Source organism: Hyphomicrobium sp. LHD-15, assembly GCF_031157355.1.
Taxonomy (GTDB): domain Bacteria; phylum Pseudomonadota; class Alphaproteobacteria; order Rhizobiales; family Hyphomicrobiaceae; genus Hyphomicrobium_C.
In genome coordinates, this window is sequence record NZ_JAVIFT010000001.1 from 1,280,542 (window position 1) to 1,303,865 (window position 23,324).

A 23,324-nucleotide genomic window follows, 5' to 3' on the forward strand; every position below is an offset into this window, starting at 1 on the left:
TAGCGGAGCGAGATCAACCGAACCGCGCGGAGAGGTCGGCGGCGAAGAGCGCTATGAAGAGCAACGCGGTGGCGACGAGCATAGTGGTCGACAGCCAGCCTGGACGAGCGGACGGCGGCGTAAAGCGCGAGTTCAAAAGCACGAGCAGAGTTACGGCAAGGAACGGCATGAATGCGGCGCCCAGCACGCCGTAGATAAGCGTGACCTGGAACGGCCTGTCGAAGAAGAGGATCGTCATCGGCGGCAGCGTGAGCCATATGAGGTAGAAGTGAAAGGCCGTGCTGGTTTCTGCTTTGCCAGCGTCATAGGTCTCGTCGTCGCCATCGGCATGCGCGCCGTGAGGCAACTTGATTATCCTGACCCAGTCCGCGAACAACAGGCTGACCCCGTTCCAGACACCGAGCAACGAGGTCCACGTCACGGCAAAGAATCCAACAAGGAAGAGCGTGCGCGCCCAAGTGCCGTAGCGCACTCCAAGCTCGTTGCCGAGCGTTAGGAGTCCTCGGTCATTCTCTGTGAGGTCCTGGCCTTGCAGGATCTCCGCACCGACAACCAGCATCGCGACGACGAAGATCGCGGTCATGGTGTAGCCAACGGCGTTGTCGAGCCTCATGACGGACAGCCAGCCCGTGTTGCGCCAGCCTTTGGCCATCATCCAGTAGCCGTAAGCCGCCATGGTAATGGTGCCGCCGACGCCGCCGATGAGGCCGAGGACGTAGATTGTGGAGCCAGAGGGGAGCCGCGGTACGAGTCCGCTTGCAAGGTCGCCGAGGTTCGGAGAAACCAGCAACGCGGTTGCTACGACCGCAAAAAATTTGATCGCAACCAACACAGTCATGAAGCGTTCGAACGCCGCATACCGCTGCCCCCAAACCAGCACCAGGCCCGTGATACCCGCGAGCATGGCCCAGTAGCGCACCGAGAGGCCGCCGAAGAGAGCGTTCAGGGGCAGGCCGACCGCCGACATTGCGGTGGCACCGTACACGAAGCCCCAAATCACGATGTAGACGCCGAAGAAACCCGTGGCCCAGTAGCCAAGGCGGCGCCAGCCGTCGAGGAGAGTCATTCCCGATGCGAGGTGCCAGCGCCCTGTGGCTTCAGCCAGTGCCAGCTTCAAAACGGCGCCGAGAATGGCGGCCCACAGCAGCACGGTACCGAAACGCGCACCGGCGATCATGGTCGCGACCAGGTCGCCGGCGCCCACGCCGGTCGCGGCCGCGATGAGGCCTGGGCCGACCTGACGCAACCGTCCGTAGAAGTCGCTAGGGGGGACCTCTACTGGTTCAACTTCTGCGTTCGCCGTTGGCGGGTTCGCGTCATCAGGCAGTGGCTCGGCGTCCCGCGTCATTTTTCACGTTTATCCGTTCGCTGAACAGCTAGAGAGTCGGCTTAGCAAATTGACGGGAGCCTGACCACAACCAAGGCGCAGACTTTGTCTGCGCCTGGCCAACTGGGGACGATGGATGTCGAACGCTAGCCGCGGCGCGCCGCTTCAATCACCGCGACGTCGATCTTTCGCATGTCCATCATCGCGTCAAACGCGCGCTTTGCTTCTTCACCACCTGCTGCCATGGCTTCGGTCAGAACGCGCGGCGTGATTTGCCAGGAGATGCCCCACTTGTCTTTGCACCAGCCGCACGCACTCTCCTGGCCTCCATTTCCGACGATGGCGTTCCAATAGCGGTCCGTCTCCTCCTGATCGTCGGTGGCGATCTGGAATGAAAAGGCTTCGTTGTGCTTGAACACAGGGCCCCCGTTGAGGCCGATGCACGGGACGCCGGCGACTGTGAATTCGACTGTCAGCACGTCGCCCGCCTTGCCGGACGGGTAGTCACTGGGAGCACGGTGGACAGCAGCAACCGCGCTATCCGGGAAGGTCTCGGCGTAGAACCTTGCGGCAGTCTCGGCGTCCTTGTCGTACCACAGGCAAATCGTGTTCTTGGCCATAGCGTGTCCTTTCGGATCATCCACGAGACGGAAACTGGCGTTTGCAAGATAATGTGGCGATACCGCAGAAGCGTCTCGTGCGGTCTCTGGTTCCACCCGACATAGCTTGGCTGAGGAAGTCGGCCGTTTTGCAGCGGTTGCGAACGGCCCAATGCATCAGCTGAGGATCATCCGCCTCAATCGGAGGAGACGGGCTGCGAGCTCCGCGTCGTCGGCAAATTCGCGCGAATACGTTCCGGAAAATCAGCTGCGTCACCAGCTTGTTGAGCTGCCTGATTGATAAGCGATTGTCGGCGCAGCTCAGGAAACGGCAACGTCGTGTCGACTCGGCCCGAGTGATAGAGATAGCTGTCGATCAAGCCATTCAAGAGATGGCGGATGTCGAACCGACCGGCTCGGCCGGCGGCGTTTGCGTAGCGGATGATGTTGATCGTGCAGCTGTTGCTCAGAAGGTGATAGAACTCCGGTCGATCCGCGAGTTCGTTGATCCGGTCCATGTAGATATCAAACAGATTTCGCGCGTCCGCAGCTGAGGTATTGAGGCGGTAGAGGTAGACCGTTTCGTTGCGATGATTGGTTCGCAAGCCGACCAAGTCGCGTTCCTCGCCCACGACATAGATCAGCTCGAATTGCTTGAACAGAGATGCGATCGGGGCAAAGCTTTCGCCGACCTCAGGCCGCGTCTCGATCGAGACGGCCAAAGGTGGAGCGTTGTCGAAGATGAAGCTGAGGAACGTGTGGCCCACCGGGCCTTCGGACCAGTAGGAGACGTAAAAGTCGATCCCGATCAAGTGCGATCGCTCGACCTCCCGCTCCTCGTAGCGCACCGTAAAGTCGTTGCGGCTGCGGAAGTCGAAGTTGCGTACTCCCGTGAGGCGCACGCGATCTCCGTCGATAAAGGCACGCGGCATCACCGCGACCTCCGGCCGCCATTCGCGATCATGCGAGGGCGGGATCAATATCCACCATGTCACGACGGCGAGAAACGCTCCGACGAAGGCGAACAGCCTGCTCCGGTTGGGAGAAATCCAAAGCGCCCAAATCGAGAAAGCCGCGAACGCCACGGCGGATGCGAGCCGCAGGGTGGGCCATGGCAGGTTGGAATAGTAGATGGCAAGCGTCGCCCAGGTGACGAGGAGCGCCAGGAACAGGCCGCGGACACCTGCCGCCAACCACGTGAAAAGCGTCGCAAGAATTCCACGTTTATCAGCAGGCTGCATTTTCTAGCTTTGTCTTTGGTCGCGGCTCTTCGGGCGATGGTCGTTAGCTCTCGGCAATCTAGCGCGGCCGCGCTCGATCGCATACCCCTCGCCAGCTGGAAGCGCCGTCAAAGAGTTAATTCAATGTCGACAGCCCTGGGCCAGTGAACTTTTCCGCTGGTGAGGAACGTCCCGCCCACACTTCGCAGCCAGCCGCCAGCCGCGACCGTCTCCGACAAAGTGCTGCATCGCGATGCCTTGTCACAACGGATGCCTATGATTGAGATCGGGCGTCGGGGCAGTCCGAGCTTCGGCTTTGCGCGACGCGCTCGAGGCTCGTATCAGCGCTTGTGTTCGCGAGCATCAGAGGCCGTACGCTCAATCGAGCCGACGCGAGCCGTACGCTTGTCGACGCGCTTGTTGACCCGCTTGTTGTCGACCCTGGCCCCGGCGCCTTGGCTCGGCGACCGAGCGCGGCGTTTCCGAGGCTTCGTTGGCGTTTGCTTTTGCGCGAGCAGATCAGCCTGCGCCGAGAGGTGTTTCGCGGCACGCGAGCCAGGCACGGGCGGTCCACCTAGCGCGGCGAAATAGGCATCGCTTCCCGTGCGAGGCGTATAGCTCTTCGTACCCTTGACGTAATTTTGCACCGCAACGGGGTCGAGCTTCATCCAACGCCGGTATTCCGCTTTCGACAACATGCCATCGGGCACCGCTCGCTTGCCAAGCTGGGCTTCGATGTACGACTGAAACGCCGTCCCGATCCCTTGGCGCCGAGCGCCTCTGGCTATCTGAAAGTTAGTGATCTGAATTGAGTGGCCGAAGTCCCGGATGACTGCCGATCCGACTTCTTTGCCGTTTCTCAAGAATTTCGCGTGCGTACGGCCCAGCGCATCCGTTTCGTGCCGGAACGTCACGCCTTCGGGCGCCAGAATCTCCGGTTCGGAAGGCTGCCGACGAGAAACCGTTACACTCGGCGACGTCTCATTTGGGAGAATGATGCCGCGCAACGCTTGGGTTGGCTCGCCACTGTCCATCGCCATCAGGGACATCTCCCCTGACGGATCGGCGATACTCCCCCCGACGAGTGCCCCCCGAAGAACCGCATCGATAGCTTCCATTCCCCCCGACAGAATGGAATCATCTTTGGCAGCCCGGCGGCAATTTCGTCAAGTATGCTGCAGTGCCAGTCGGTTATCCATTCAGCGCATGGCTTCGAGCCCAGCGCGCAGCCGTCCGGTTGTTCGCAACAGCGCTCTCTCGATCAGGGCATCCTGCTTTGTTGCCAGCTCAATGGCTCGTATCGGATCTTTCGCCCACGGTCCTCAATTGTCCCGCAACGATTTGCGCCTGCCAATCCGGATCGAGGGCCACTGAAAGGATCGTGCGGCATTGATCACATAGGAACTGAAGGACAGGGACCGTGGTCTTCGACACCTCGTCACGAGCGCGGAGCGGCACAACGACGATGTTGGGAGCCGCCGCGCACTTGGGGCACATGCCGTACTTTGTGGAGACCGGATCGGGCATCAGCGGACCTCTCATCGTTGCCAACAATAGAAACGTAGCAAAAAGGCCGCCCCGCGAGGGACGGCCTTAGCCGGCGCACAACTATGTGTGCAACGGCGCTTAGGCAGCGGCGATCGTGCCGACGGCGATCTTGCCGGTGCGGCGATCTTCCTGCGTGTCGAACGAGACCTTCTGGCCTTCGCGCAGGCCGCTCATTCCCGCGCGCTCGAGGGCAGTCGCATGGACGAAGACGTCCTTGCTGCCGTCGTCAGGCTGAATGAAGCCGAAGCCTTTTTGATCGTTGTAGAATTTAACGGTGCCGATTTGCATTGTCTGTTCCTTAGATATGCCTATGCGCACGCAGAGCGCGTGGCCAAGCGGTCATACGATTTTCGGAGATTGTCTGAGCGTGCGCCCAATAATTTGGGCAAACGGCCTGATTGTCTGGCCAAAACCGATATCTCCACTAACGCCTTCAGACGCGTAATAGCAAGACAATTGTGCTGATCGCTTCGGCCCATCTCACCCAATAAATGCGCGACTTGAATTCTCAGGAACCTAAGGATGCTTGTCTGCGTTGGAAAATGTTGGTTTGCGGAGGCCCACATGGAACCGGAAACAGAAGTCAGGAAGATCGCGACCGAGCCGCGCAGCAGCATGTCCGGCATCGTAGCGACGACCATTGCCGTCACGATCCTGGTATCCTCTATCGTCTTAATTGCGAAATACGCCAATCCTCCGACTGCTCCGGCCCCGCTCGAGACAACGCATCCATCGCAATCTCGATAGCGCGTTGTAGCGACCTGACGTGACCACCTCGACACAGACAGATATTGGAGAGCAACTCGACATGGCAGCCACGATTGAACCGGGGTTCATGGTATTCGTTGCCGAAGGAAGCGAAGGCATCGCGGCCGTGAGGGAAGTTCGCAACGGATCCATTGTTCTCTACATCGAGAACCGTGGTGAGTTCGTCGTTCCAAGGAAGGCCGTCACGTCCGTTCACGATCAGAAAGTCATGCTCGACCCTGCTTTACTCGATCGCAAGCTGCTCGAAGCCATTGGCCATGCACACGACAGCGAGGATCCTAATCTCGTTGGGTGACGAAGTTTCGAACCTGCTTCGGTATGCTCGATAGCCAAATCTCCGGCGAAGTGTCCCGCATGTTAGAGGCGACGGAACTCGTCCATGCCTGGAGCGTGCGCGGCATCCTCTAGCCATCCTCGCCGCGACCGTTGCGGACTACTCATATTGAGGTTGCTCTTTTCAGAGAACGGGCGCACGCCGTCCGCTTGGGTACACAGAGGGCCATGCGGATGCCGACGAACCAAGACGCGGATCGCTGCTGGATTTGCGACGCTGCGCTGTGGGTGCTCCCTCTTTGGACATGGGCGGTTGTATCCGCGACAAGTGTGTTCATACTGGCGCTGCTCCGACCGGACGCAATAGCCGGATGTCTTGCGCTGATGGGCACGCTCCTCATCGTGATCGGGATCTGCGTCCGCATGCTTGTCGAGGAACGCACGCGCGAGCGTAACCTCAACCGGGTCGCAGCCCCAAGCAAGGCGCCAGACGCATCACGGCGTTAGGCGATCGAACAACGCCAGGAACGTCATTCGACCTCGCACGGTGTGCCGATTGATTGGAACAAATATCGCGGGTTTCACGCAAGACGAGACCAGCTAGTGCGGTCTTTCAATGCCGGCCGCGAGTGCCGCAGCCCACTTGCGGTTTAGCTCATCGAGTAAATCTGCGATCTCGGTCGTTGTCATGCCCCGCATGTCGAACCATTGATCCATGTGCTGGACAACGACCCATTCACTCGATGTCGCGGTTGCGTGCGCGATGATGTAACGCGCTTCGGCCTCACTGATGAGCTTGGCCTTCCGATACAGCGTTTTCACTTCTCCGAACCACTGATGCTGGACGCGTCGCATGATCAATCAAGCGCGCTTGGATAGCTGAGCGACGCATGGGAATAACGGGTCTGGAGTCCGCTGATATCGTGCACGATCATATCTGAACGCGAGCCATGGGCGGCCGCGCGCGCGAACGCCACGGCATGGGCGCGTATGCGATAGCTCGGTGCGGAGAGCCGATTTACACCCTGCTTGACCAACCACGAGCCGTTGGGCCCTCGCACAACGTGGATATCGCGACCATCGGGAAGTGTTGTCTGAAAACTCGTCATGATCTTATCCTTTCGCGGAAATGTGCCATGCACAAAGGTGAGACGCACAGACGACAAATCCCGCTTGCCGTGATCCGCTTGAACTCATCCGGCTCGCAAGCATGCCTAATGTCAGATCGCAGGATGCTAAAGCAGCAATCCAATTGCATGCGGCGTAACGCAACCCATCATATCGCGCCGTGACGACCGAACCGCAGACGGGTCGGCTCTTGAATTCGGGTTGCCAATCTCTCCTCGTCGAGGAGCCGGTTCAGAGAACGGATGGTTCAAACCATCGTTAGCACAATCCGGCATTGGATGCTAAGGTAATGCATCGTGTCCATGAGGGGCTCTTCCAACGCTCCCCATCGGCACGTCGCCTCAAAAAAAAAAAGCTCCGCAGATTGTCACCAACTCCGAAGGGACGAGATGGTGATTGTGATGCCGCGCTCGCAATGACGCAGGTCGACCTCAAGGACTACCAAGTCCAACTCTGAAATGGACCACGGAATGCGCGCTACGCGCATCGCGTTCCTGTCCACATTGCGTTCCGGCAATCATGCGCGGCGCGTTTCTCAATAAAGGGCTAGCCATGTTCTCAAACAAAAAATCTACAGGACCGGTCCTGCAGCCCGAACCGGTCATTCCTGTCGACCAGAGAAAAACAATGGAAACGCTCATGGCAGACGATTGCCGTTGGCCGATCGGAGACCCACAAGGCGCCGACTTCCATTTCTGCGGCAAGCGCAAGGTCGACGGACACCCGTACTGCGATTTTCACGTTCGTCGCGCCGGACAAACGTCAAAGCCACGCACCGTCGCCTATCCGCACTTTGCCGGCTGATGCCGGGCGGTTCGTTTGGGACGACTGAAATAGACAGTTCAAAGAGTGAACAGGCGAAATGACAGACTTCGGCGAGCTTTCCCGCGAACTCGATCGCTTGATCACGCTCGGTCATCAGGACGCGAGCTTGTTGACGGCACTCCGAAGGAAGTTTCCCGAGCTGTCGCAAACCGAACTCGAGGCGGGGTTCGACAAGGTTATCGCCGACCGCGGTTTAAAGCCGGTTCGCGAGCAGGAGTCGTAGGGTTCGCGAAAAGGCCGGGAACGGCAGATGAGCTGCCACCAGCATCTCGCCGGTCTCAGCCAGCTCCCACAAAAGACGGATTCGAACACGGCGTCGCCAGCGAACGTCAGCGCGTCAGTCGCGAGCGCCCTCGGAAAGAAGCGATAGGCCGGGGAGATCGCAGATGACAATCTTCTGCCGCCCGCCCTTGACGAGCCCCCGCGCTTCCCAGGCGGTGAGCACGCGCGATACCGTATACAAAGTCGTTCCGGTCATTTCTGCAATGTCTTGGCGAGAGATCGGAAAGTTGATCCGAATTCCGCTTTCCTCTTTCCGCCCAGCCCGCAGTGAGAGACGCAGAATGACATGGGCGATCCGACGCTCCACTTCCTCCGTGGACATCTCCCGGATTCGCGAGTGGGCCTCCTCGAGTTGTTTGCCCATCGTCTCAATCGCGCTGACGGCCAGGCGGCCGTTCTGTTCGACAAATTGCGACCAAAGATTGCTAGGCCAAGAGAGAACCACGCTCTCCATTACCGCTGTCGCCGTGGCGGGGTAATCAGGACGCTGCAGCGCCTTTGCGAATCCGAACAGTTCGCCAGGATGCACGACGCGAACGATGAACTGCTGGCCGTCGCCGGTGACTTGGGTGACTTTCAACCGTCCGCTAAGAAGCAGGTAGAAGCTGGTGGCCAGCTCGCCCTGTTTGAATACCGTTTCGCCTGTGAGCACAGGCCACGACGACGCATGATCCAAAAACGAATCGAGATCGACGTCGCTCATCCTTTCGAACAAAGGGAGCGACCTGACGGCTATCCGGTCAACTTTCACGACCCAGCGGCCTCACCGCAATTGATCTCGGAAATTTATCATACCGGATGGGAACAACAAAGAACGATAGCATACATCGGGCATACGCTTGGCGTCGCAGCCGACCTCCATCTAAGTAAGCAACCCTCTTCCCTGCAGGTATCTGAAAAGCGGCGCATACCATCTTGTGTCCTTGACGAGGCGGAATCCGAGGTTGTCGGGCGGAGTGCCGACCGCACAGCCGCCGCCCTTCGGGTTGCGAACGAAGAAGACCATCGGCGCACGATGCTTTCCAATGGCGTGATAGATGCCGCAATCGGCCGTCTCGTTTCTCTCCGGGTTCGACGATCCAAGATCGATCCGGCGGCTGCAGGTCGTGGTCCATTCCCAGATATTGCCGCCGAAATCGGCGAAGCCAAACTCGTTCTCGCCGAAATGTCCAGCCGGCTTAGGGTCCGGATCGCGAGAGGTCTTAAGCTGAGCCTCACGAGCGTAGTTCGCAAGCCAACGCTCGGCAGGATTGGAGCTGCTTTGATCCGCGCCCAGCGCATCGTCCGGAAAGCGCGATCCCGCCGCAAAAGCAAGCTCCTCATCGGTGGGCAGCGTCCAGACCGCACCGGTCCGTTGGCTGAGCCACGACGCATAGTCTTGAGCATCCCCATAGCTGATGCCTGTTGCCGGAATAGTCTTGCGGTTAGCCGCAGGATACTCGGGCTCGGCCGCCGCGCATGCGCCTGCCTCAACGCAGAGTGCGTAGTCGGCATTGGAAACCTGATATTTCATGATCGTGAGCGGGCGTGTCATCGACACCGTTTGCATCGGCCCATCGACCGCAACACCGTTCTTGTAGTAGTCCCCGGCGGCACGATAGCTAAAATCCCGCGGCGCGATGACGATCGTCAGCGGCTCACTCAGAACAGCGCCAGTCGGCGCGGCCGTCCCAAGTCCCGCTTTGATGGCAGCCCCTCCCCACCCGCCGAGCCCCGCCAGCAGCAGTGGCAACAACAAAACGGACGTCCACGATACGTCTGACTTTGTGGAAGGCATGCTCATGAAAGCCCCCTGGCACATCCTTCAGATGTGGTCTTGCGTCCAGGCTCTCCGCGCGCCGCCCAGCTCCCATCTGGGCGACGCGCCGCCGATCCCGGCATGGTGCCCGCTTCGCGCGGGCGTCAGCTCCCCGTGGGCGCCAGCACCGAGGTCATCAGGTCGGAGTTCCAGTCTCCTGTGACGGTGAAGTGGGCCGCCGCACCGAGTTCGAACGCTTCGATCAGATTGTGGTTCACGTAGGCGTAGATTCCCGGCTGCTCGAAAGTGTAAAAGGCCGCGCCTGCAGTTCCGCCTGGAATGAACCAGGTCTCTTGATCGACATCAGGCGGGTTGAGAAACTTGCCCGTCTGCCAGACATAGTCGCCGTGGCCGCCGATGAGATGCGGACGCGTATCCCGATTGGCCTGAGAATGGATGATCAGCACCTTCTCGCCGACGGCGGCTTTCAGCGCATTGTCACCGGTGAGTGCTCCGACCGCTCCGTTGAAAACGAGATGTGTCGGAGTGAGCGTGCGCATGACCTCCACCGTGTCGGAATAGGCCTCGCCCACGGTTTCGTACTTCTTGAATTTTCCTTTCTCGTCGCGCGGAATATAGAAGTCCTGCTCGCCGACGTAATAGACGCGATCGTAGGTTAGCTCCTTACCCTTGCCATTGGTCAGGCCCTCGCGCGGCAGCACCATGATGGCGCCGTTCATGCCCGACGTGACGTGCCACGGCACCATGCCGGGAGGCGCGCAATGGTAGACAAAGACACCAGCCTTGGTCGCCTTGAAGCGCAGCACGGCCTTCTCGCCCGGGTTGACAAGTGTCAGTCCCGCGCCGCCCAGCGCGCCGGTTGCCGAGTGGAAATCAATATTGTGCGGCATGCTGCTCGTGGCGGGATTGATCAGCGTCAGCTCGACATAGTCGTTCTGATGCACAACCATCAGCGGGCCGGGTACGGACCCGTTGAAGGTCATCGCATGGACCTCCGTGCCCTTATCGTCGATGATGATCTTCTTCTCCTCGATCGTCATCGTAAACTCTACGATCTTGGGCCCGCCTTCCGCCTTCTGCGTATGCGCATGGACAAAAGGAGGCTTTACCAGCTCGACTTTCACGCGCGGCAACGACGCAATGTCCGCGGACGCGGGCTTCGCGGCTGCCTTCTCCGCATGTGAGGAGGTGGCGCCACCAAGAGGTAGCAGAGCACCGGCAAAAGCCGCACTCGCCACCACGGCGCGGCGTGTCATCTCAAACTGCTCACCCATTGGCTTTCTCCTTTTCGATGACTTAGAGCTAGTGTCACCCGACTTGCTCTTTTCTAGGAGTATTGGCGGCTCACTCTTTGTGATGGAGCAAAGAGAGCGGCGACACCGTATGCGGCAATTTAGCGGGGATGGGCTCCACGTCTGCAGACGTCAGGAGCGGATGACCTTCGTGCGCCCGGCGCGCGTGATCAGAAGCGGCGCACAAACGAAGACGAAATTTGCGGGAACGGGATCGCATCGCGCCAATGCGACAGCAGCCTTGCGGACAACAGCAATGACGAGCGCCTAACTTCGATCAAGAGCCGGGCGCCGTGGCCATGCGAGGGATTGATCTGCGTCCTACAACTTGATTAAATTAGTATTGTTTACCGGTCAATGGTCAGAGATCTAGGGAGCGCCATGGCAATCGATCGTCGCGACCTAGAAATGCTGAGAAGTGCGCTGTTTCTGAGCGGCCTTCCAGAGAGCGATTTCCAGCGATTTGCGTCCGAGACGCCAACCATGACGCTAACCACCGGCAGTATCCTCTTCAACCAGGGTGATCCAGCCGTTGCATTCTATTTCATCCTCGACGGATGGGTTGCAGTGTTCCGCGAAGGGTCCGACGGCGAACGCACGGCCATCCATCTCGTCGGACCCGGTGACTCATTTGCCGAGGCCATGCTGGCCCGCGATGCGCGTTACCCTGCGAGCGCCGAGGCCGCAACTGATCTTCGAGTGGCCCGCATCGATACCGCCCGATTTCGCAACCTCATTCTGCAATCCCCGGAGCTGTCGCTCTCGATCATTGCGGCCGTCTTTAGAAAGTTGCGGCACCTCGTGTCCCGTATCGAGCAGGATCAGGAATGGTCGCCGCAGCGCCGGGTCGCAGCATTCCTGTATAGAATCTGTGGTGACAATGGTGGCAGTTGTCATTTCGAGCTGCCTGTCGGGCAACGCTATATCGCCGCCCGACTGTCCATGTCTCCAGAAACGCTGTCGCGCGCACTTAGCGAGCTCTCCTCTATAGGCGTCGAAGCCAGACGGCGGAGAATTGTCGTCAAAGATATTGGCAAGCTCGCTCGTTTCGCGGACCTCGACCCCTAGATGAGATTCACGCGATCGGACTGAGAAGGTCCGAAGCAATCATGGTCCGGAGGCCTAGGAAATGCGCTTGTGCGTGTCCTGCTGGACACAGATCGCCCTCTCGTCATCTGCACTTGACCGCGGACAAGTCGACCCGATCATAAGTTGATTACGTTGGTCAAGAAATTGACCACACGGAGTGACGAGGAATGCTGGATCCACGGGACGAAAGAGGGAGCGGGCGCCATGCTGGCGCCGCAGCGGACAACACTGGACTTGGCCGATCTGTCGGCAAGTTGGACAGCGCCTTGATCACACTCGCTGCCCTCCTGCTATGGCCTGCCCAGGCGTCGAGCCAGTCGGCGGCTCCCGGTGCGACAGTCGACCTGCCGCCGGTGGTGGTTGAAGGTGCCACGCCTCAGTCTGCTCCGAAGGCGAAGAAGAAGAAGGCGGCCAGCACCACCTCGTCGGCCGCTTCGCAATCGCCGGCAGCGGTAGACGCATCTGCCGACGGTTCAGGCGCAGACCGATCGGCCGCCTCAGAGGCCGCGCAAAAGCTCGATGCCATTGCAGGTGGCGCCAGCGTGGTCACCAATCAGGACATGGGCCCGAAAGCCTCAGCATCGCTGTCGGAAATGCTGGCATTCGTGCCGGGCGTCGTGGTGCAGAACTTCTTCGGCGGCAACGATCAGCCGCGTCTGCAGATCCGCGGATCGGGCCTGCAGCAGAACCCGTCAGAGCGCGGCACTCTGGTGCTACAGGACGGCCTGCCGATCAACCGGGCGGATGGCTCCTACATCGTAGGCTTCGCCGATCCAAAGAGCGCGGCGTTCGCCGAGATCTACCGCGGCTACACGGCCAATCGGCTCGGTGCTACTGTGCTCGGCGGCGCCATCAATTTCGTCTCTCCCACCGGCATTACGTCGCCTGGGGCAGAGGTCTCGATCGAAGGCGGCAGCTTCGGCCACTTCGCCACCAACGCCCAGGCCGGCGCACGCCAGGGCGCGCTCGATGCGCACGCGAGCCTCAGCTACGCCGAGCGCGACGGGTACCGTGAGCACAACGAATCCGAGCGCACGAATTTCAACCTAAACGCCGGCGCACGCGTCAACGAGAACATCTCGACACGCTTGTTCTTCGGCTACACGGATCTCGCCTTCGACGTTGCAGGCCCGCTGTCGCGTACGCTGCTCGAACAAGATCCGAAGCAGATCTGCTCCGGACCGCCGGGCTGCGTCGGCCCGAACGTAGGTCGCGACGATCCGCGGCGCGAGGCCGAGCAATTCCGCGTCGGATCGCGCACGACCGCGCGCTACGGCGCCAACCTGTTCGATGTCGGCCTCGGCTACACCTACACCGACGACAGCTTCACGTTCCCTATCGGAAGCGGAGTACGCGAGACCGAGGGCGGCGATTTCACCACAGTTCTGCGGTATGCGTACGCACCGGACGCACGTCGCGCGCTTCCGCTGTTCGAGGTGACCGGGCAATATGTCGTCGGCAGCGCCGACCGTCACTATTTCATCAATAACCACGGCAAGAAGGATCTGCTTTTCGGCGACAACGAGTTCGACTCCAGCACGCTGTCGATCAATGCCGGCTTCAACATCCCGTTGACCGATCGGCTGACGCTGTCGCCCGCCATCGCCTATTCCTACGCCACGCGCGAAAACGATGACGTTTACACTGCGGCCACCCGCCCGTTCTACAACGCGGCAAACGGGGCGCGCGGTGCCAGGGCGTTCGCGGACACGAGCTACGACTATTCCTACCAGGAATGGAGTCCGAGCCTGGCGCTGAGCTACGAGATTGCGCGCGATCAAACGATCTTCAGCGCCGTGAGCCGCAGCTTCGAGCCACCGACGCACGATGATCTGATCGCTGCGATCAACGGCAATCCGAATGCCAGCGCCGGCGCGACGGGGGCAGCCGTCTTCTCGACGCCCGATCTCGACGCCCAAACCGCGACCACGCTCGAAGGCGGCTGGAAGGGCCATGCCAACAGCGTCGCCTGGTCGGCGATCGCCTACTACTCGTGGGTCGAGGACGAGCTGCTCAATCTACGCGACGCCTCGGGTAATTCGCTCGGTGCCGTCAATGCCGACAAGACCACCCATTTCGGGATCGAGCTCGGCACTGCATTCGATCTGACCGCCAACCTCAGCGCCCGCGCGGCCTACACCTATCAGGACTTCCGTTTCGACGGCGATGCCAACCATGGCGACAATCGCCTGGCCGGCGCTCCACGCCATATCCTCAATGCGGCGCTGCGCTACACGGTCATTCCGGGTCTTTGGGTGGAAGCAGAGGTCAATTGGGTGCCCGAGGAGACGCCGGTCGACAACGCCAACAATCTTTACAACGAAGCGTTCACGCTGGTCGATCTGCGGTCGAGCTACGCGGTGACCGACAACCTGACGCTCTACGGCGAGGTCTCGAACATTTTCGACGAGACCTATGCCTCTGCCACGCTGGTGGTGGATACGGTGTCGAATCCCAATCAAGCGGTGTTCCTGCCAGGCGATGGCCGCGCCTTCATCGTTGGAGCAAAAGCGAAGTTCTAATGGTAAAAATCAAAAATCTTGGGAGCCGCCGCGTCGGCTCCCAAGGGCTCACACGTCGGAACATTCTGGAAGGCGGGGCGTCGCTGGTCGGCGCTTTTGCCGCTTCTGGCTTCGTGCCGTCCGATGCCGCGCACGCAGCGGCCGCGCTCGATCTCCTCGAAATCTGGGGGCCGCCCGCCGGCCCTTCGATTACCGTTCTGCATGCGATCGCGACCGGGCGACTGGATACGGCCGTGCGGAAGCCGACGCTCAGAGTTTGGCGTCAGGTCGATGAGGTGCGTGCCGGGCTGACCTCGAAGAGCTTCGACGTCGGCATCATGCCGGTTCCGGTTGCCGCCAATCTCTACAATCGCGGACTGGGCGTGCGGCTCGTCAACGTCATGACAAACGGCATTCTCTACGTCATGTCCACGGACGCGTCATTGACCAGCCTCGAAGCCCTGCGCGGACGCAAGCTCGCGACGCTGTTCCCCAACGAGCTGCCGAGCCTGTTGCTCGAGCGCCTCTTCCGGCATGCCGGAATCGATGCCGCGAAAGAGCTCGAGCTGGTCCCGACCGCAACACCGCTAGAAGCCATGCAGATGCTGGTGCTCGGCCGTGTCGATGCTGCGCTCATTCCGGAGCCCGCCGCGTCTGCTGCCATCGTGAAGGGCAGCCTCGCCGGCAAGGCCGTACACCGGGTGATCGACCTTCAAGTCGAGTGGGGAAAGATGACCGGTGAACACAAGATCGTCCCGCAGGCCGGCCTCGTGGTCACCGATCGTTTCCGGGAGGCGAACGCTTCCGTGATCGAGGCGATTCAGGAGGGGTTGGTCCAGGCCGCGGCTGATGTCGTGGCGCATCCGGCGCGCGCCGCCAACAACGCCGCCGGCCCGCTGCAGATGCCCTGGCCGGTAATCGAACAGTCGATCCCTTATTGCAATCTGGTGGCGACGCGAGCCCGAGATGTGCGTCCCGCGATCGAGGCTGTTCTGCAAGCAATGGCAGACGTCAATCCAGGCTACATCGGGGGGCATCTGCCCGACGACGCGTTCTACCTGTGAGGTCGCGATGACGCATCTTCTGCTCGATCGGCTTGCGCGTCTCGGCCGTTTTCTGTGGTCGGGATGGGTCGGTGTCGCCGGGTTGGCACTGTTTGCCGCTCTCTGGCAGCAGGGTCACGAGGCTTATGGCGATTTCATTCTTCCCTCGCCGCTCGCGACGATCCGTGCGACCGGCGAGTTGCTCAGCTCCGCCGAAACCTGGCGTCTTGCCGAGAGAACGACGTTGCGCGCCATCCAAGGCTTCCTGTTGACAGCCGCTCTCGGCGGTGCGCTCGGGCTTGTCGTCGGGTATTCGGCGGCGGCCATGCGGCTCGCCCGGCCTTTGCTCACGATCGTCATGGGCGTGCCACCGATCGCGTGGATCGTGCTCGCCATGATCTGGTTCGGGTCGGGTACGGGAACCGTACTGACGACGACCGTGGTCGCATCCCTCCCGCTTGTCTTTGCTAACGTCGCCGAATCCGTTGCTGCGCGCGACCGCTCGCTCGAGGATATGGCGAAAGTGTTCGGCGCCGGCCCGCTTCAGCGGCTTCGGACGATCGTGATTCGCCACGTGACGGGGCAATACTTTTCGGCGCTCGCGGTCGCGCTCGGCTCGACGTTCAAGGTTGCTGTCATGGCCGAGCTGCTGGCGAACATCGACGGTATCGGCGTAGCGCTTGCCATGTCGCGCTCTAATCTGGATGTGGCTCAGTCCATCGCATGGGTGGTGATCATCGTCACCGTGATCTTCATAATCGAGTACGGCGCGGTGCAGCCTATTCGCGCCGAGCTCGAGCGCTGGCGAGAGGCGGCGCGTCCGTGGGGGGTCAAGCGATGACGGCGCTCGTCCTCGACGGCATATCGCATGCCTATTTCGGTCGCACCGTGCTCGACAGGATCACTCTCCGTATCCTGCCCGGCGAGCTTGTCGCACTCGTTGGTCCATCGGGTTGCGGCAAGAGCACGCTCGTACATATCGCAGGCGGTCTCATTGAGCCGCAACGCGGACGGCTTACCCAGGGCTACCGGCGCCACGGCATGATCTTTCAAGAGCCTCGCCTGCTGCCGTGGGCGACGGCACGGGGCAATATCAGCTATCCGCTGAGGGTCGCGGGCGTCGATCGCACAACGCGCCATGACCTCACCCGCCGGGCGGCCGACCTCGTGTCTCTCGATCGCAAGGATCTCGACAAGTATCCTGTCGAGCTGTCGGGCGGCATGCGCCAGCGCGTGGCGATCGCACGCGCGCTTGTCGTCGAACCCGACTTCGTATTCTTCGACGAGCCGTTCACGTCGCTCGACGTCGCCCTGAAACGGCAGATGCAAGATCTCGTCATCGAAGCCGCCACCCAATCGCGCTTTGCCGGCCTGTTCGTCACTCACGATCTGGCCGAAGCCGTCCGCATATCCGACCGCATCGTGGTTATGGACGAGCGGGTGCGCGGCATTTCCGGCGAGCGCATCGTCTCCCTCGAACGGGGAGCGCGCGACGATGCGGCAGTGTTCGCTGCCGTGCAGACCTATCTCAAGGAGGACCCGTTATTCAGCCATATCCACGACACGGATGAGCGGCGGATCGCATGAACTTCTCTCAAGCGACACCCGCGACGTCATTTCGGCATACGCTCGACATCCTCAGCGACGAAGGGTTCCGTCTCTTCTTCCCCCTGGCGGCTATTCACGCGGCCTTGTGGCCGTTTCTCTGGGTGGCAGCCTTCGGACTGGGTCTACCGTTTGCAACGGCCATTCCGCCCGATCTCTGGCACGCTCATGAGATGTTGATCGGATCGTTCGGAGCCGCCCTTATCGGATTTCTCACCACCGCTGTCCCGGAGTGGACAGATACCGAGCGCCTGCACGGCCGCAGTCTCATTGTTCTTGCAGCGCTGTGGGGAACGGCGCGCGTCGTCGGCCTTGTCGGGGCCGAGGCCCTCGGACTCGTCGGGGCGCTCTGCGATGTCCTGTGGCTCGCCCTCCTGGTCGCTTACCTGATACGGGTCTCGCATTCGAAGCGCACGACGCGTTTCATCGGATTGACGCTGTGGATCTCCTGTCTGCTCGTCACCGAGACCGTGACGCGCTACGCTTTCCTTAACATCGCCACCGAGGCGGATCTCGCCGAGCGCACGGTGCATCTGACAGGCTTCGTATTCCTCGCCGTTCTGGCCCTCGCGCTGGCCCGCATCACCGTGCCGGTGACGAACTTGGTGCTCGATCCCAGCCAGCAGACGTCGCCCTTCCGCCCGCATCCGGGCCGCATGAACCTGGCGCCCGGCCTCGTCGGGCTGCTCGTCGCCGCGGAAGCCGCGGGCTTCTCCGAGCCGACCATCGGCTATCTTTGCATCGCCGCCGGCGCCGCTTTCATGGACCGCGTTGCGGAAAGCTTCATCGGGCGTGAGATCATCCGCGCCGAGATCCTGGCACTCGCGGGTTCGGCCGCGTTAGCGGGTCTCGGCCTCATACTGCTCGGTCTGTCGCACCTCGGCTTCCAGCTCTCGGAATATGCGGGCCTCCACGTCGCGTTGATGGGTGGGCTGGGACTTGGCGTGCTCACCGTATTCTCGATCGCGGGCCTTCGGCATACGGGTCAGGCGCTCGGCTTCCTGCGCCAGACGCGATTGGCCCTGCTCCTGCTCGTGGCCGCCATGATGTTGCGGGTCGTTCCTGAGATCTGGCCTACCGAAATCCTGCCGACCGCACCTTATACGCTGGTTGCCCTGCTCTGGGCCGCAGCGTTCTTGCTCTGGCTCAAGGTCTATTGGCCGTTCATCCGCGATCCTGCCACGTTCCAACACGACGGCTGCTGAAAGACCCCTAGTCATGACATCGCAGATTCATAACGTTCCGCCGCCGACTTTCCTCAGTCTCGGCTTTCGCCCCTTTTTCCTGCTTGGTGCGCTCTTTGCCGCGATATTGATCGCGTTGTGGGTGCCATGGTTCCTTGGTCTGATCGCCGTTCCAAGCGCGTTTCCGCCCACCGCCTGGCATGCGCACGAGTTGCTGTTCGGATTCATGCCCGCGATCATCGCCGGATTTCTACTGACCGCGGTGCCGAACTGGACGGGACGGCCGCCGGTCGCTGGTTGGCAACTCGGCGCACTGGTGGCCCTGTGGCTCGCCGGCCGGCTCGCAGTCGCCGTCTCAAGCCACCTCGACCCAGCATTGACGGCCGCGCTCTCGATCTGCTTTCCGATCGTGCTGGCCGCCGTCATCGGACGCGAGATCCTGGCGGCGAAGAATTTTCGCAACCTCAAGATCGTCGCGGTGCTTATCGGTCTCGCGACCGCCGACGCGTTCTTCCACTACGAAATCTGGCAGTTCGGCCGACCGAAGTTTTCCCACACTCTCGCAGTGGCCCTGGTGCTGATCCTGCTCATGATCATCGCGGGCCGCATATTGCCGTTCTTCACCACAAATTGGCTGAAGCAAAATCGTCCCGGACCCCTTCCTCAAGCCTTTGCCCGATTTGATATCGTTGCCATGCTCACAAGCGGCACGGCGTTGCTGGCCTGGGTCTTTTTGCCCTGGATGGAGCAGGCGTCGCCGTGGGTACGTCCGCTGGCAGGCTCGGCGATGCTCGCCGCTGCGGCATTGAACTTCCTGCGCCAGGCACGGTGGACGCCGCATCGCACCTTCGCGGAGCCGCTTCTTGCGATCCTGCACATCGCCTACCTATTCGTCGGACTGGGCTTTCTGCTGATCGGCCTCAGCATACTGGGAGACAACTACGAGTTCGCGACGGCCGGTCTCCACGCTTGGACCTCGGGTGCGATCGGCACGATGACGCTCGCGATTATGACGCGCGTCTCACGCGGACATACTGGGCGCGCCTTGACGGCTCCGGCCGGAACGGTCGTTCTTTACGCGGCTATCCTCATCGCTGCGGCGGCGCGGATCGGCGCGGGCTTGTTTCCCGAGCGCACTTCCATCCTGCTGCCGATCTCCGGGCTTACGTGGGTTGTGGCCTTTGGTGGGTTCGCTGCTCTCTATGGGAGCATTCTGATGTCGCCGAGAGTTCGCTAAACGCCATCTAGACGCGGTTGCGTTTTTCGTCATCGCGACATGATCAAGAGGAAACCGACACTCATGCTCGCCAAGATTGGAGTCGTGACCGTTTCCGACCGCGCCAGTGCCGGGCTTTACGAAGACAAGGGCGGCCCCGCGATCGTGGATGTGCTTAGCGAGATCCTCGTCTCGCCCTGGCAGCCGGTGGCGCGGCTGGTCCCAGATGATATTGCGCACATCGAGAACACGCTTATCGAATTGGCGGACGTCGAAGGCTGCAGTCTCATTTTCACGACTGGCGGCACTGGGCCTGCTTTGCGGGATGTGACACCGGAGGCAACGCAATCCGTATGCCACAGACTCCTGCCCGGATTTGGAGAGTTGATGCGCGAGCGGAGCCTCGCCCAGGTGGCCACGGCCATTCTGTCGCGGCAAACGGCGGGGGTCCGAGGGAAAACGCTCATCGTCAATCTTCCAGGCCGGCCGTCATCGATACGCCTCTGTATGCTCGCGGTGTTTCCCGCGATCCCGTACGGCATCGACCTAATCGGCGGAGCGCGTCTCGAGACCGACCCGGCAAAATGCCACGCGTTCCGCCCGCCCGCCTAACGCGAGCCAACTAGCGCACACCGTTTCTGCGCTACGCCGCAGGTCTGCTGCAAACGATGTCCGATCGAAAATGCCGACGCAAACGCTCGGCTTAGGTGCGACGCACGCCCATTGTCGGCGACTTTCTTCGCGCGACCGGCTTACCAATTGTAACGGCGTAATTTTCCAGGAATTTCCCGCTCATAGTCTCGCTCCTGATTTGAGACAGCTTAACTCAGATCAATATCGCCTCGCTTCGATCGTGTGATCGTTCTCGTCGATCAGCTTCCACCGATACTGGAGCGGAGCACTAGTGTTATGACGAATGGAACGAGCATTCGCACGGGCGAGCAACACAAAGCTCTCGGGCTTTCGACGTTCGCGTTCACGATCTGCTTTGCAGTCTGGACTATATTCTCGATTATTGGAGTCCAGATAAAAGAAGATCTGGGCCTGACCGAAACGCAGTTCGGCCTGCTGGTCGGCACGCCGATCCTGACCGGCTCGCTCATCCGCATCATTCTCGGCATCTGGACCGACCAGTATGGCGGCCGCCGCATCTTCGCGCTGGTGATGCTCGCTGCGGCCGCGGCGGCATGGCTGCTCACCTACGCCAAAACCTATCCCCAGATGCTCGTGGCCGCGCTTGGCGTCGGCATTGCGGGCGGCGCCTTTTCCGTCGGCGTCGCTTACGTCTCCCGCTGGTATCCGGCCGGAAAGCAGGGAACTGCACTCGGTATCTTTGGCGCCGGCAACGTCGGCTCCGCCGTCACCAAGTTTTTGGCCCCGTTCGTGCTCGTGGCCTATGGATGGCACACGGTGGCTCAGGTGTGGGCGGCAGCGCTTGCGGTGATGGCAATCGTGTTCTGGTTCGGAACCGACGATGATCCCGTCCTGCGCGAACGCAGGCTCAAGGGCGAGCAGCCCAAGAGCGTGTGGCTCGAGCTTGCGCCGTTGAAGAATGTCCAGGTCTGGCGCTTCGGACTGTACTACTTCTTCGTCTTCGGCGCTTTCGTCGCGCTCGCGTTGTGGCTGCCCCGCTATCTGATCGGAGTGTACGGCCTCGACATCACCACCGCCGGCATGATTGCGGCAGCCTATTCCGTTCCCGCAAGCATCTTCCGCGCTTACGGCGGCCACCTGTCGGACAAATACGGCGCGCGGCGCATTTTATATTGGACGTTTCTCGTCTCGATCGCCTGCACGTTCGTCTTGTCCTACCCACCCACTGAATATGTGGTTCACGGCATACGCGGCCCGATCTCCTTTGAGCTGAAGACCGGTCTCGTGCCCTTCACGATCATCATCTTCGTCCTCGGCTTCTTCATGAGCCTCGGGAAGGCGGCGGTCTACAGACACGTTCCTGTCTACTATCCCGAAAACGTCGGCGCGGTCGGCGGACTTGTCGGGATGATCGGCGGTCTCGGCGGTTTCATCCTGCCGATCGTGTTCGGTGCACTCAACGATCTCACGGGAATCTGGACAAGCTGCTTTGCGCTGCTTTTCCTGATCGTCTCCGCGTCGCTCATCTGGATGCACGTCTCGGTCCGGCGCATGGAACGCCAGGCGGCCGCGCCCGATCTCTCGCGCCTGCCCCAGCTCCCGGAAATGTTGCCGATCCACGAGCCGCATCACGTCGGCGCGATGGGGCCTGCCGTCCTCGAAGATTGGCGGCCCGAGGATCCCACGTTCTGGGAAACGACCGGACGCGACATCGCGCGCCGCAACCTCTGGCTCTCGATTCCATCGCTCTTGCTCTCGTTCGCGATCTGGATGGTGTGGTCCGTCGTCGTCGCCAAGCTGCCGTCTGTCGGGTTCCAATACACGACCGACCAGCTGTTCTGGCTCGCCGCCGTTCCCGGACTCTCCGGCGCCACGCTTCGAATTTTCTACTCCTTCATGGTGCCGATCTTCGGCGGCCGGTTGTGGACCACTCTTGCGACCTGGTCGCTAATCTTCCCGGCCCTCGGAATTGGCATGGCGGTGCAGAACCCAGACACGCCGTACTGGATCTTCCTGGTGCTGGCCCTGCTTTGCGGCTTCGGCGGAGGCAACTTCGCGTCCTCCATGTCGAACATCTCGTTCTTCTTCCCGAAAAGCGAGAAAGGCAACGCGCTGGCCCTCAACGCGGGTCTCGGAAATCTGGGCGTCAGTGTCGCCCAGTTTCTGGTCCCGGTCGTAATTACGGTTGGCGTGTTCGGCTGGTTCGGCGGCGAACCTGTGACAGTGACGGAAGGCGATCGCTCATTCCCAATGTGGCTTCAGAACGCCGGTTACGTATGGGTGCCGTTCATCGTCGCGTCCGCCTTTGCCGCCTGGTTCGGCATGAACGACATCGCATCAGCGCGCGCCTCTTTCTCCGAGCAGTCCGTCATTTTCCAGCGCAAGCACAATTGGATCATGTGCTGGCTCTATACTGGAACATTCGGATCGTTCATCGGCTATTCGGCCGGCTTTCCGTTGCTCGCGAAAATCCAGTTTCCCGAGGTCGACGCTCTTACCTACGCCTTCCTCGGCCCTCTCGTCGGCGCGCTGTCGCGGTCGGCCACCGGCTGGATTGCGGACAAATGGGGCGGGGCGCGTGTGACCTTCTGGGTCTTCATCGGCATGACCGCCGGTGTCGCAGGCGTCCTCTACTTCCTCAGCGTCGGCAGCTTTGCCGGTTTCTTCGCGATGTTCATCTTCCTGTTCCTCGTCAGCGGCATCGGCAACGCCTCCACCTTCCAGATGATCCCCGCGATCATGCGCATGGAGATGGATCGCCTGATGCCAAGCGCGGATGACCCCACGCGCCGTCGCAATGCCGAAAAGGAAAGCGCCGCAATCATCGGCTTCAGCTCGGCGATTGCAGCCTACGGCGCATTCTTCATTCCCAAGGGATACGGAACCTCGATCTCGCTCACAGGTGGCCCCGAGGCAGCACTGTGGGGATTCATGGCCTTCTACGTAACGTGCATCGCCACAACGTGGTGGGTGTACGCGCGGCGTGGCGGCCTGCTCTACGAGATCGAGCGCGGTCAAAAAGGGCCGCTTCCGACCTCAGTACAACCAGCAGAATAAGCGGGAGACAATAG

23 protein-coding genes are annotated in these 23,324 nt (G+C 61.0%); 13 read left to right on the forward strand and 10 right to left on the reverse strand.

Annotated elements, in window-relative coordinates; translation table 11 throughout:
• Positions 1 to 13: 13 nt before the first annotated feature.
• The 5 genes from RCO24_RS05735 to RCO24_RS05755 all read right to left on the reverse strand — a co-directional run bounded on the left by RCO24_RS05735 (position 14) and on the right by RCO24_RS05755 (position 4,982).
• Positions 14 to 1,348 (reverse strand): Nramp family divalent metal transporter, encoded by a 1,335-nt coding sequence (locus RCO24_RS05735; RefSeq protein ID WP_308960547.1) that lies wholly within the window; start codon positions 1,346 to 1,348, stop codon positions 14 to 16.
• A gap of 125 nt (positions 1,349 to 1,473) precedes the next feature.
• Positions 1,474 to 1,947: a VOC family protein gene (locus RCO24_RS05740; protein WP_308960549.1), complete on the reverse strand. Its 474-nt coding sequence runs from the start codon at positions 1,945 to 1,947 to the stop codon at positions 1,474 to 1,476.
• A 176-nt stretch (positions 1,948 to 2,123) separates the two neighbouring features.
• The gene (locus tag RCO24_RS05745) at positions 2,124 to 3,167 is read right to left on the reverse strand and encodes a DUF4105 domain-containing protein (protein ID WP_308960551.1); all 1,044 of its coding nucleotides are present in this window, start codon (positions 3,165 to 3,167) and stop codon (positions 2,124 to 2,126) included.
• Positions 3,168 to 3,487: 320 nt separating this feature from the next.
• A complete protein-coding gene (locus tag RCO24_RS05750; protein ID WP_308960552.1) occupies positions 3,488 to 4,186 on the reverse strand; it encodes a hypothetical protein in 699 nt (232 codons plus the stop codon).
• Between the two features lie 586 nt (positions 4,187 to 4,772).
• On the reverse strand, positions 4,773 to 4,982 hold the full coding sequence (locus RCO24_RS05755) for a cold-shock protein (RefSeq protein WP_308960554.1): 210 nt from the start codon (positions 4,980 to 4,982) through the stop codon (positions 4,773 to 4,775).
• Between the two features lie 276 nt (positions 4,983 to 5,258).
• Between RCO24_RS05755 and RCO24_RS05760 the strand changes: the two genes are divergently transcribed.
• Positions 5,259 to 5,441: a hypothetical protein gene (locus RCO24_RS05760; RefSeq protein WP_308960556.1), complete on the forward strand. Its 183-nt coding sequence runs from the start codon at positions 5,259 to 5,261 to the stop codon at positions 5,439 to 5,441.
• Between the two features lie 61 nt (positions 5,442 to 5,502).
• On the forward strand, positions 5,503 to 5,757 hold the full coding sequence (locus tag RCO24_RS05765) for a hypothetical protein (protein WP_308960558.1): 255 nt from the start codon (positions 5,503 to 5,505) through the stop codon (positions 5,755 to 5,757).
• 578 nt (positions 5,758 to 6,335) lie between these two features.
• On the opposite strand, the gene RCO24_RS05770 is transcribed toward RCO24_RS05765, so the two are convergent.
• Together RCO24_RS05770 and RCO24_RS05775 are read right to left on the reverse strand one after the other, a co-directional pair.
• Positions 6,336 to 6,590 carry a hypothetical protein gene (locus RCO24_RS05770; RefSeq protein WP_308960560.1) on the reverse strand — a complete coding sequence of 85 codons (255 nt, stop codon included), beginning with the start codon at positions 6,588 to 6,590 and terminating at the stop codon, positions 6,336 to 6,338.
• Between the two features lie 2 nt (positions 6,591 to 6,592).
• Positions 6,593 to 6,844, reverse strand: a complete 252-nt coding sequence (locus RCO24_RS05775) for a DUF2188 domain-containing protein (RefSeq protein WP_308960561.1) — start codon at positions 6,842 to 6,844, stop codon at positions 6,593 to 6,595.
• Positions 6,845 to 7,415: 571 nt separating this feature from the next.
• On the opposite strand from RCO24_RS05775, the gene RCO24_RS05780 reads away from it, so the two are divergent.
• Both RCO24_RS05780 and RCO24_RS05785 read left to right on the forward strand, forming a co-directional pair.
• The gene (locus RCO24_RS05780; protein ID WP_308960563.1) at positions 7,416 to 7,667 is read left to right on the forward strand and encodes a GcrA family cell cycle regulator; all 252 of its coding nucleotides are present in this window, start codon (positions 7,416 to 7,418) and stop codon (positions 7,665 to 7,667) included.
• A gap of 58 nt (positions 7,668 to 7,725) precedes the next feature.
• Positions 7,726 to 7,911 carry a hypothetical protein gene (locus RCO24_RS05785; protein ID WP_308960564.1) on the forward strand — a complete coding sequence of 62 codons (186 nt, stop codon included), beginning with the start codon at positions 7,726 to 7,728 and terminating at the stop codon, positions 7,909 to 7,911.
• A 114-nt stretch (positions 7,912 to 8,025) separates the two neighbouring features.
• Here the strand turns inward: RCO24_RS05785 and RCO24_RS05790 are convergent, their stop codons facing one another.
• The 3 genes from RCO24_RS05790 to nirK all read right to left on the reverse strand — a co-directional run bounded on the left by RCO24_RS05790 (position 8,026) and on the right by nirK (position 11,003).
• Positions 8,026 to 8,721 carry a Crp/Fnr family transcriptional regulator gene (locus RCO24_RS05790; RefSeq protein WP_308960567.1) on the reverse strand — a complete coding sequence of 232 codons (696 nt, stop codon included), beginning with the start codon at positions 8,719 to 8,721 and terminating at the stop codon, positions 8,026 to 8,028.
• 111 nt (positions 8,722 to 8,832) lie between these two features.
• The gene (locus RCO24_RS05795) at positions 8,833 to 9,753 is read right to left on the reverse strand and encodes a formylglycine-generating enzyme family protein (protein WP_308960568.1); all 921 of its coding nucleotides are present in this window, start codon (positions 9,751 to 9,753) and stop codon (positions 8,833 to 8,835) included.
• Positions 9,754 to 9,872: 119 nt separating this feature from the next.
• Positions 9,873 to 11,003 (reverse strand): copper-containing nitrite reductase, encoded by a 1,131-nt coding sequence (gene nirK, locus RCO24_RS05800; RefSeq protein WP_308960569.1) that lies wholly within the window; start codon positions 11,001 to 11,003, stop codon positions 9,873 to 9,875.
• A 399-nt stretch (positions 11,004 to 11,402) separates the two neighbouring features.
• Between nirK and RCO24_RS05805 the strand changes: the two genes are divergently transcribed.
• The 9 genes from RCO24_RS05805 (at position 11,403) to RCO24_RS05845 (ending at position 23,310) form a co-directional block, all read left to right on the forward strand.
• Positions 11,403 to 12,089, forward strand: a complete 687-nt coding sequence (locus RCO24_RS05805; RefSeq protein ID WP_308960571.1) for a Crp/Fnr family transcriptional regulator — start codon at positions 11,403 to 11,405, stop codon at positions 12,087 to 12,089.
• Between the two features lie 287 nt (positions 12,090 to 12,376).
• A complete protein-coding gene (locus RCO24_RS05810) occupies positions 12,377 to 14,632 on the forward strand; it encodes a TonB-dependent receptor (RefSeq protein WP_308960573.1) in 2,256 nt (751 codons plus the stop codon).
• A complete protein-coding gene (locus RCO24_RS05815; protein WP_308960575.1) occupies positions 14,632 to 15,675 on the forward strand; it encodes a PhnD/SsuA/transferrin family substrate-binding protein in 1,044 nt (347 codons plus the stop codon). Before RCO24_RS05810 ends, RCO24_RS05815 begins: the two co-directional genes overlap by 1 nt.
• Before the next feature lie 7 nt (positions 15,676 to 15,682).
• Positions 15,683 to 16,495: an ABC transporter permease subunit gene (locus tag RCO24_RS05820; RefSeq protein WP_308960576.1), complete on the forward strand. Its 813-nt coding sequence runs from the start codon at positions 15,683 to 15,685 to the stop codon at positions 16,493 to 16,495.
• Positions 16,492 to 17,241, forward strand: a complete 750-nt coding sequence (locus RCO24_RS05825; RefSeq protein WP_308960578.1) for an ATP-binding cassette domain-containing protein — start codon at positions 16,492 to 16,494, stop codon at positions 17,239 to 17,241. Before RCO24_RS05820 ends, RCO24_RS05825 begins: the two co-directional genes overlap by 4 nt.
• The gene (locus RCO24_RS05830; RefSeq protein WP_308960580.1) at positions 17,238 to 18,464 is read left to right on the forward strand and encodes an NnrS family protein; all 1,227 of its coding nucleotides are present in this window, start codon (positions 17,238 to 17,240) and stop codon (positions 18,462 to 18,464) included. Before RCO24_RS05825 ends, RCO24_RS05830 begins: the two co-directional genes overlap by 4 nt.
• A 13-nt stretch (positions 18,465 to 18,477) precedes the next feature.
• Positions 18,478 to 19,680: an NnrS family protein gene (locus RCO24_RS05835; protein ID WP_308960581.1), complete on the forward strand. Its 1,203-nt coding sequence runs from the start codon at positions 18,478 to 18,480 to the stop codon at positions 19,678 to 19,680.
• A 63-nt stretch (positions 19,681 to 19,743) separates the two neighbouring features.
• Positions 19,744 to 20,271 (forward strand): molybdopterin adenylyltransferase, encoded by a 528-nt coding sequence (mog, locus tag RCO24_RS05840; protein ID WP_308960583.1) that lies wholly within the window; start codon positions 19,744 to 19,746, stop codon positions 20,269 to 20,271.
• Between the two features lie 297 nt (positions 20,272 to 20,568).
• A complete protein-coding gene (locus RCO24_RS05845; RefSeq protein ID WP_308960585.1) occupies positions 20,569 to 23,310 on the forward strand; it encodes an MFS transporter in 2,742 nt (913 codons plus the stop codon).
• Positions 23,311 to 23,324: the final 14 nt, after the last annotated feature.

Coding starts and splice junctions, on each gene's coding strand:
- RCO24_RS05735 (WP_308960547.1), bottom strand. CDS start 1,348: ATGACGCGGGACGCCGAGCCACTGCCTGATGACGCGAACCCGCCAACG.
- RCO24_RS05740 (WP_308960549.1), bottom strand. CDS start 1,947: ATGGCCAAGAACACGATTTGCCTGTGGTACGACAAGGACGCCGAGACT.
- RCO24_RS05745 (WP_308960551.1), bottom strand. CDS start 3,167: ATGCAGCCTGCTGATAAACGTGGAATTCTTGCGACGCTTTTCACGTGG.
- RCO24_RS05750 (WP_308960552.1), bottom strand. CDS start 4,186: ATGGCGATGGACAGTGGCGAGCCAACCCAAGCGTTGCGCGGCATCATT.
- RCO24_RS05755 (WP_308960554.1), bottom strand. CDS start 4,982: ATGCAAATCGGCACCGTTAAATTCTACAACGATCAAAAAGGCTTCGGC.
- RCO24_RS05760 (WP_308960556.1), top strand. CDS start 5,259: ATGGAACCGGAAACAGAAGTCAGGAAGATCGCGACCGAGCCGCGCAGC.
- RCO24_RS05765 (WP_308960558.1), top strand. CDS start 5,503: ATGGCAGCCACGATTGAACCGGGGTTCATGGTATTCGTTGCCGAAGGA.
- RCO24_RS05770 (WP_308960560.1), bottom strand. CDS start 6,590: ATGCGACGCGTCCAGCATCAGTGGTTCGGAGAAGTGAAAACGCTGTAT.
- RCO24_RS05775 (WP_308960561.1), bottom strand. CDS start 6,844: ATGACGAGTTTTCAGACAACACTTCCCGATGGTCGCGATATCCACGTT.
- RCO24_RS05780 (WP_308960563.1), top strand. CDS start 7,416: ATGTTCTCAAACAAAAAATCTACAGGACCGGTCCTGCAGCCCGAACCG.
- RCO24_RS05785 (WP_308960564.1), top strand. CDS start 7,726: ATGACAGACTTCGGCGAGCTTTCCCGCGAACTCGATCGCTTGATCACG.
- RCO24_RS05795 (WP_308960568.1), bottom strand. CDS start 9,753: ATGAGCATGCCTTCCACAAAGTCAGACGTATCGTGGACGTCCGTTTTG.
- nirK (WP_308960569.1), bottom strand. CDS start 11,003: ATGGGTGAGCAGTTTGAGATGACACGCCGCGCCGTGGTGGCGAGTGCG.
- RCO24_RS05805 (WP_308960571.1), top strand. CDS start 11,403: ATGGCAATCGATCGTCGCGACCTAGAAATGCTGAGAAGTGCGCTGTTT.
- RCO24_RS05815 (WP_308960575.1), top strand. CDS start 14,632: ATGGTAAAAATCAAAAATCTTGGGAGCCGCCGCGTCGGCTCCCAAGGG.
- RCO24_RS05820 (WP_308960576.1), top strand. CDS start 15,683: ATGACGCATCTTCTGCTCGATCGGCTTGCGCGTCTCGGCCGTTTTCTG.
- RCO24_RS05825 (WP_308960578.1), top strand. CDS start 16,492: ATGACGGCGCTCGTCCTCGACGGCATATCGCATGCCTATTTCGGTCGC.
- RCO24_RS05830 (WP_308960580.1), top strand. CDS start 17,238: ATGAACTTCTCTCAAGCGACACCCGCGACGTCATTTCGGCATACGCTC.
- RCO24_RS05835 (WP_308960581.1), top strand. CDS start 18,478: ATGACATCGCAGATTCATAACGTTCCGCCGCCGACTTTCCTCAGTCTC.
- mog (WP_308960583.1), top strand. CDS start 19,744: ATGCTCGCCAAGATTGGAGTCGTGACCGTTTCCGACCGCGCCAGTGCC.
- RCO24_RS05845 (WP_308960585.1), top strand. CDS start 20,569: ATGACGAATGGAACGAGCATTCGCACGGGCGAGCAACACAAAGCTCTC.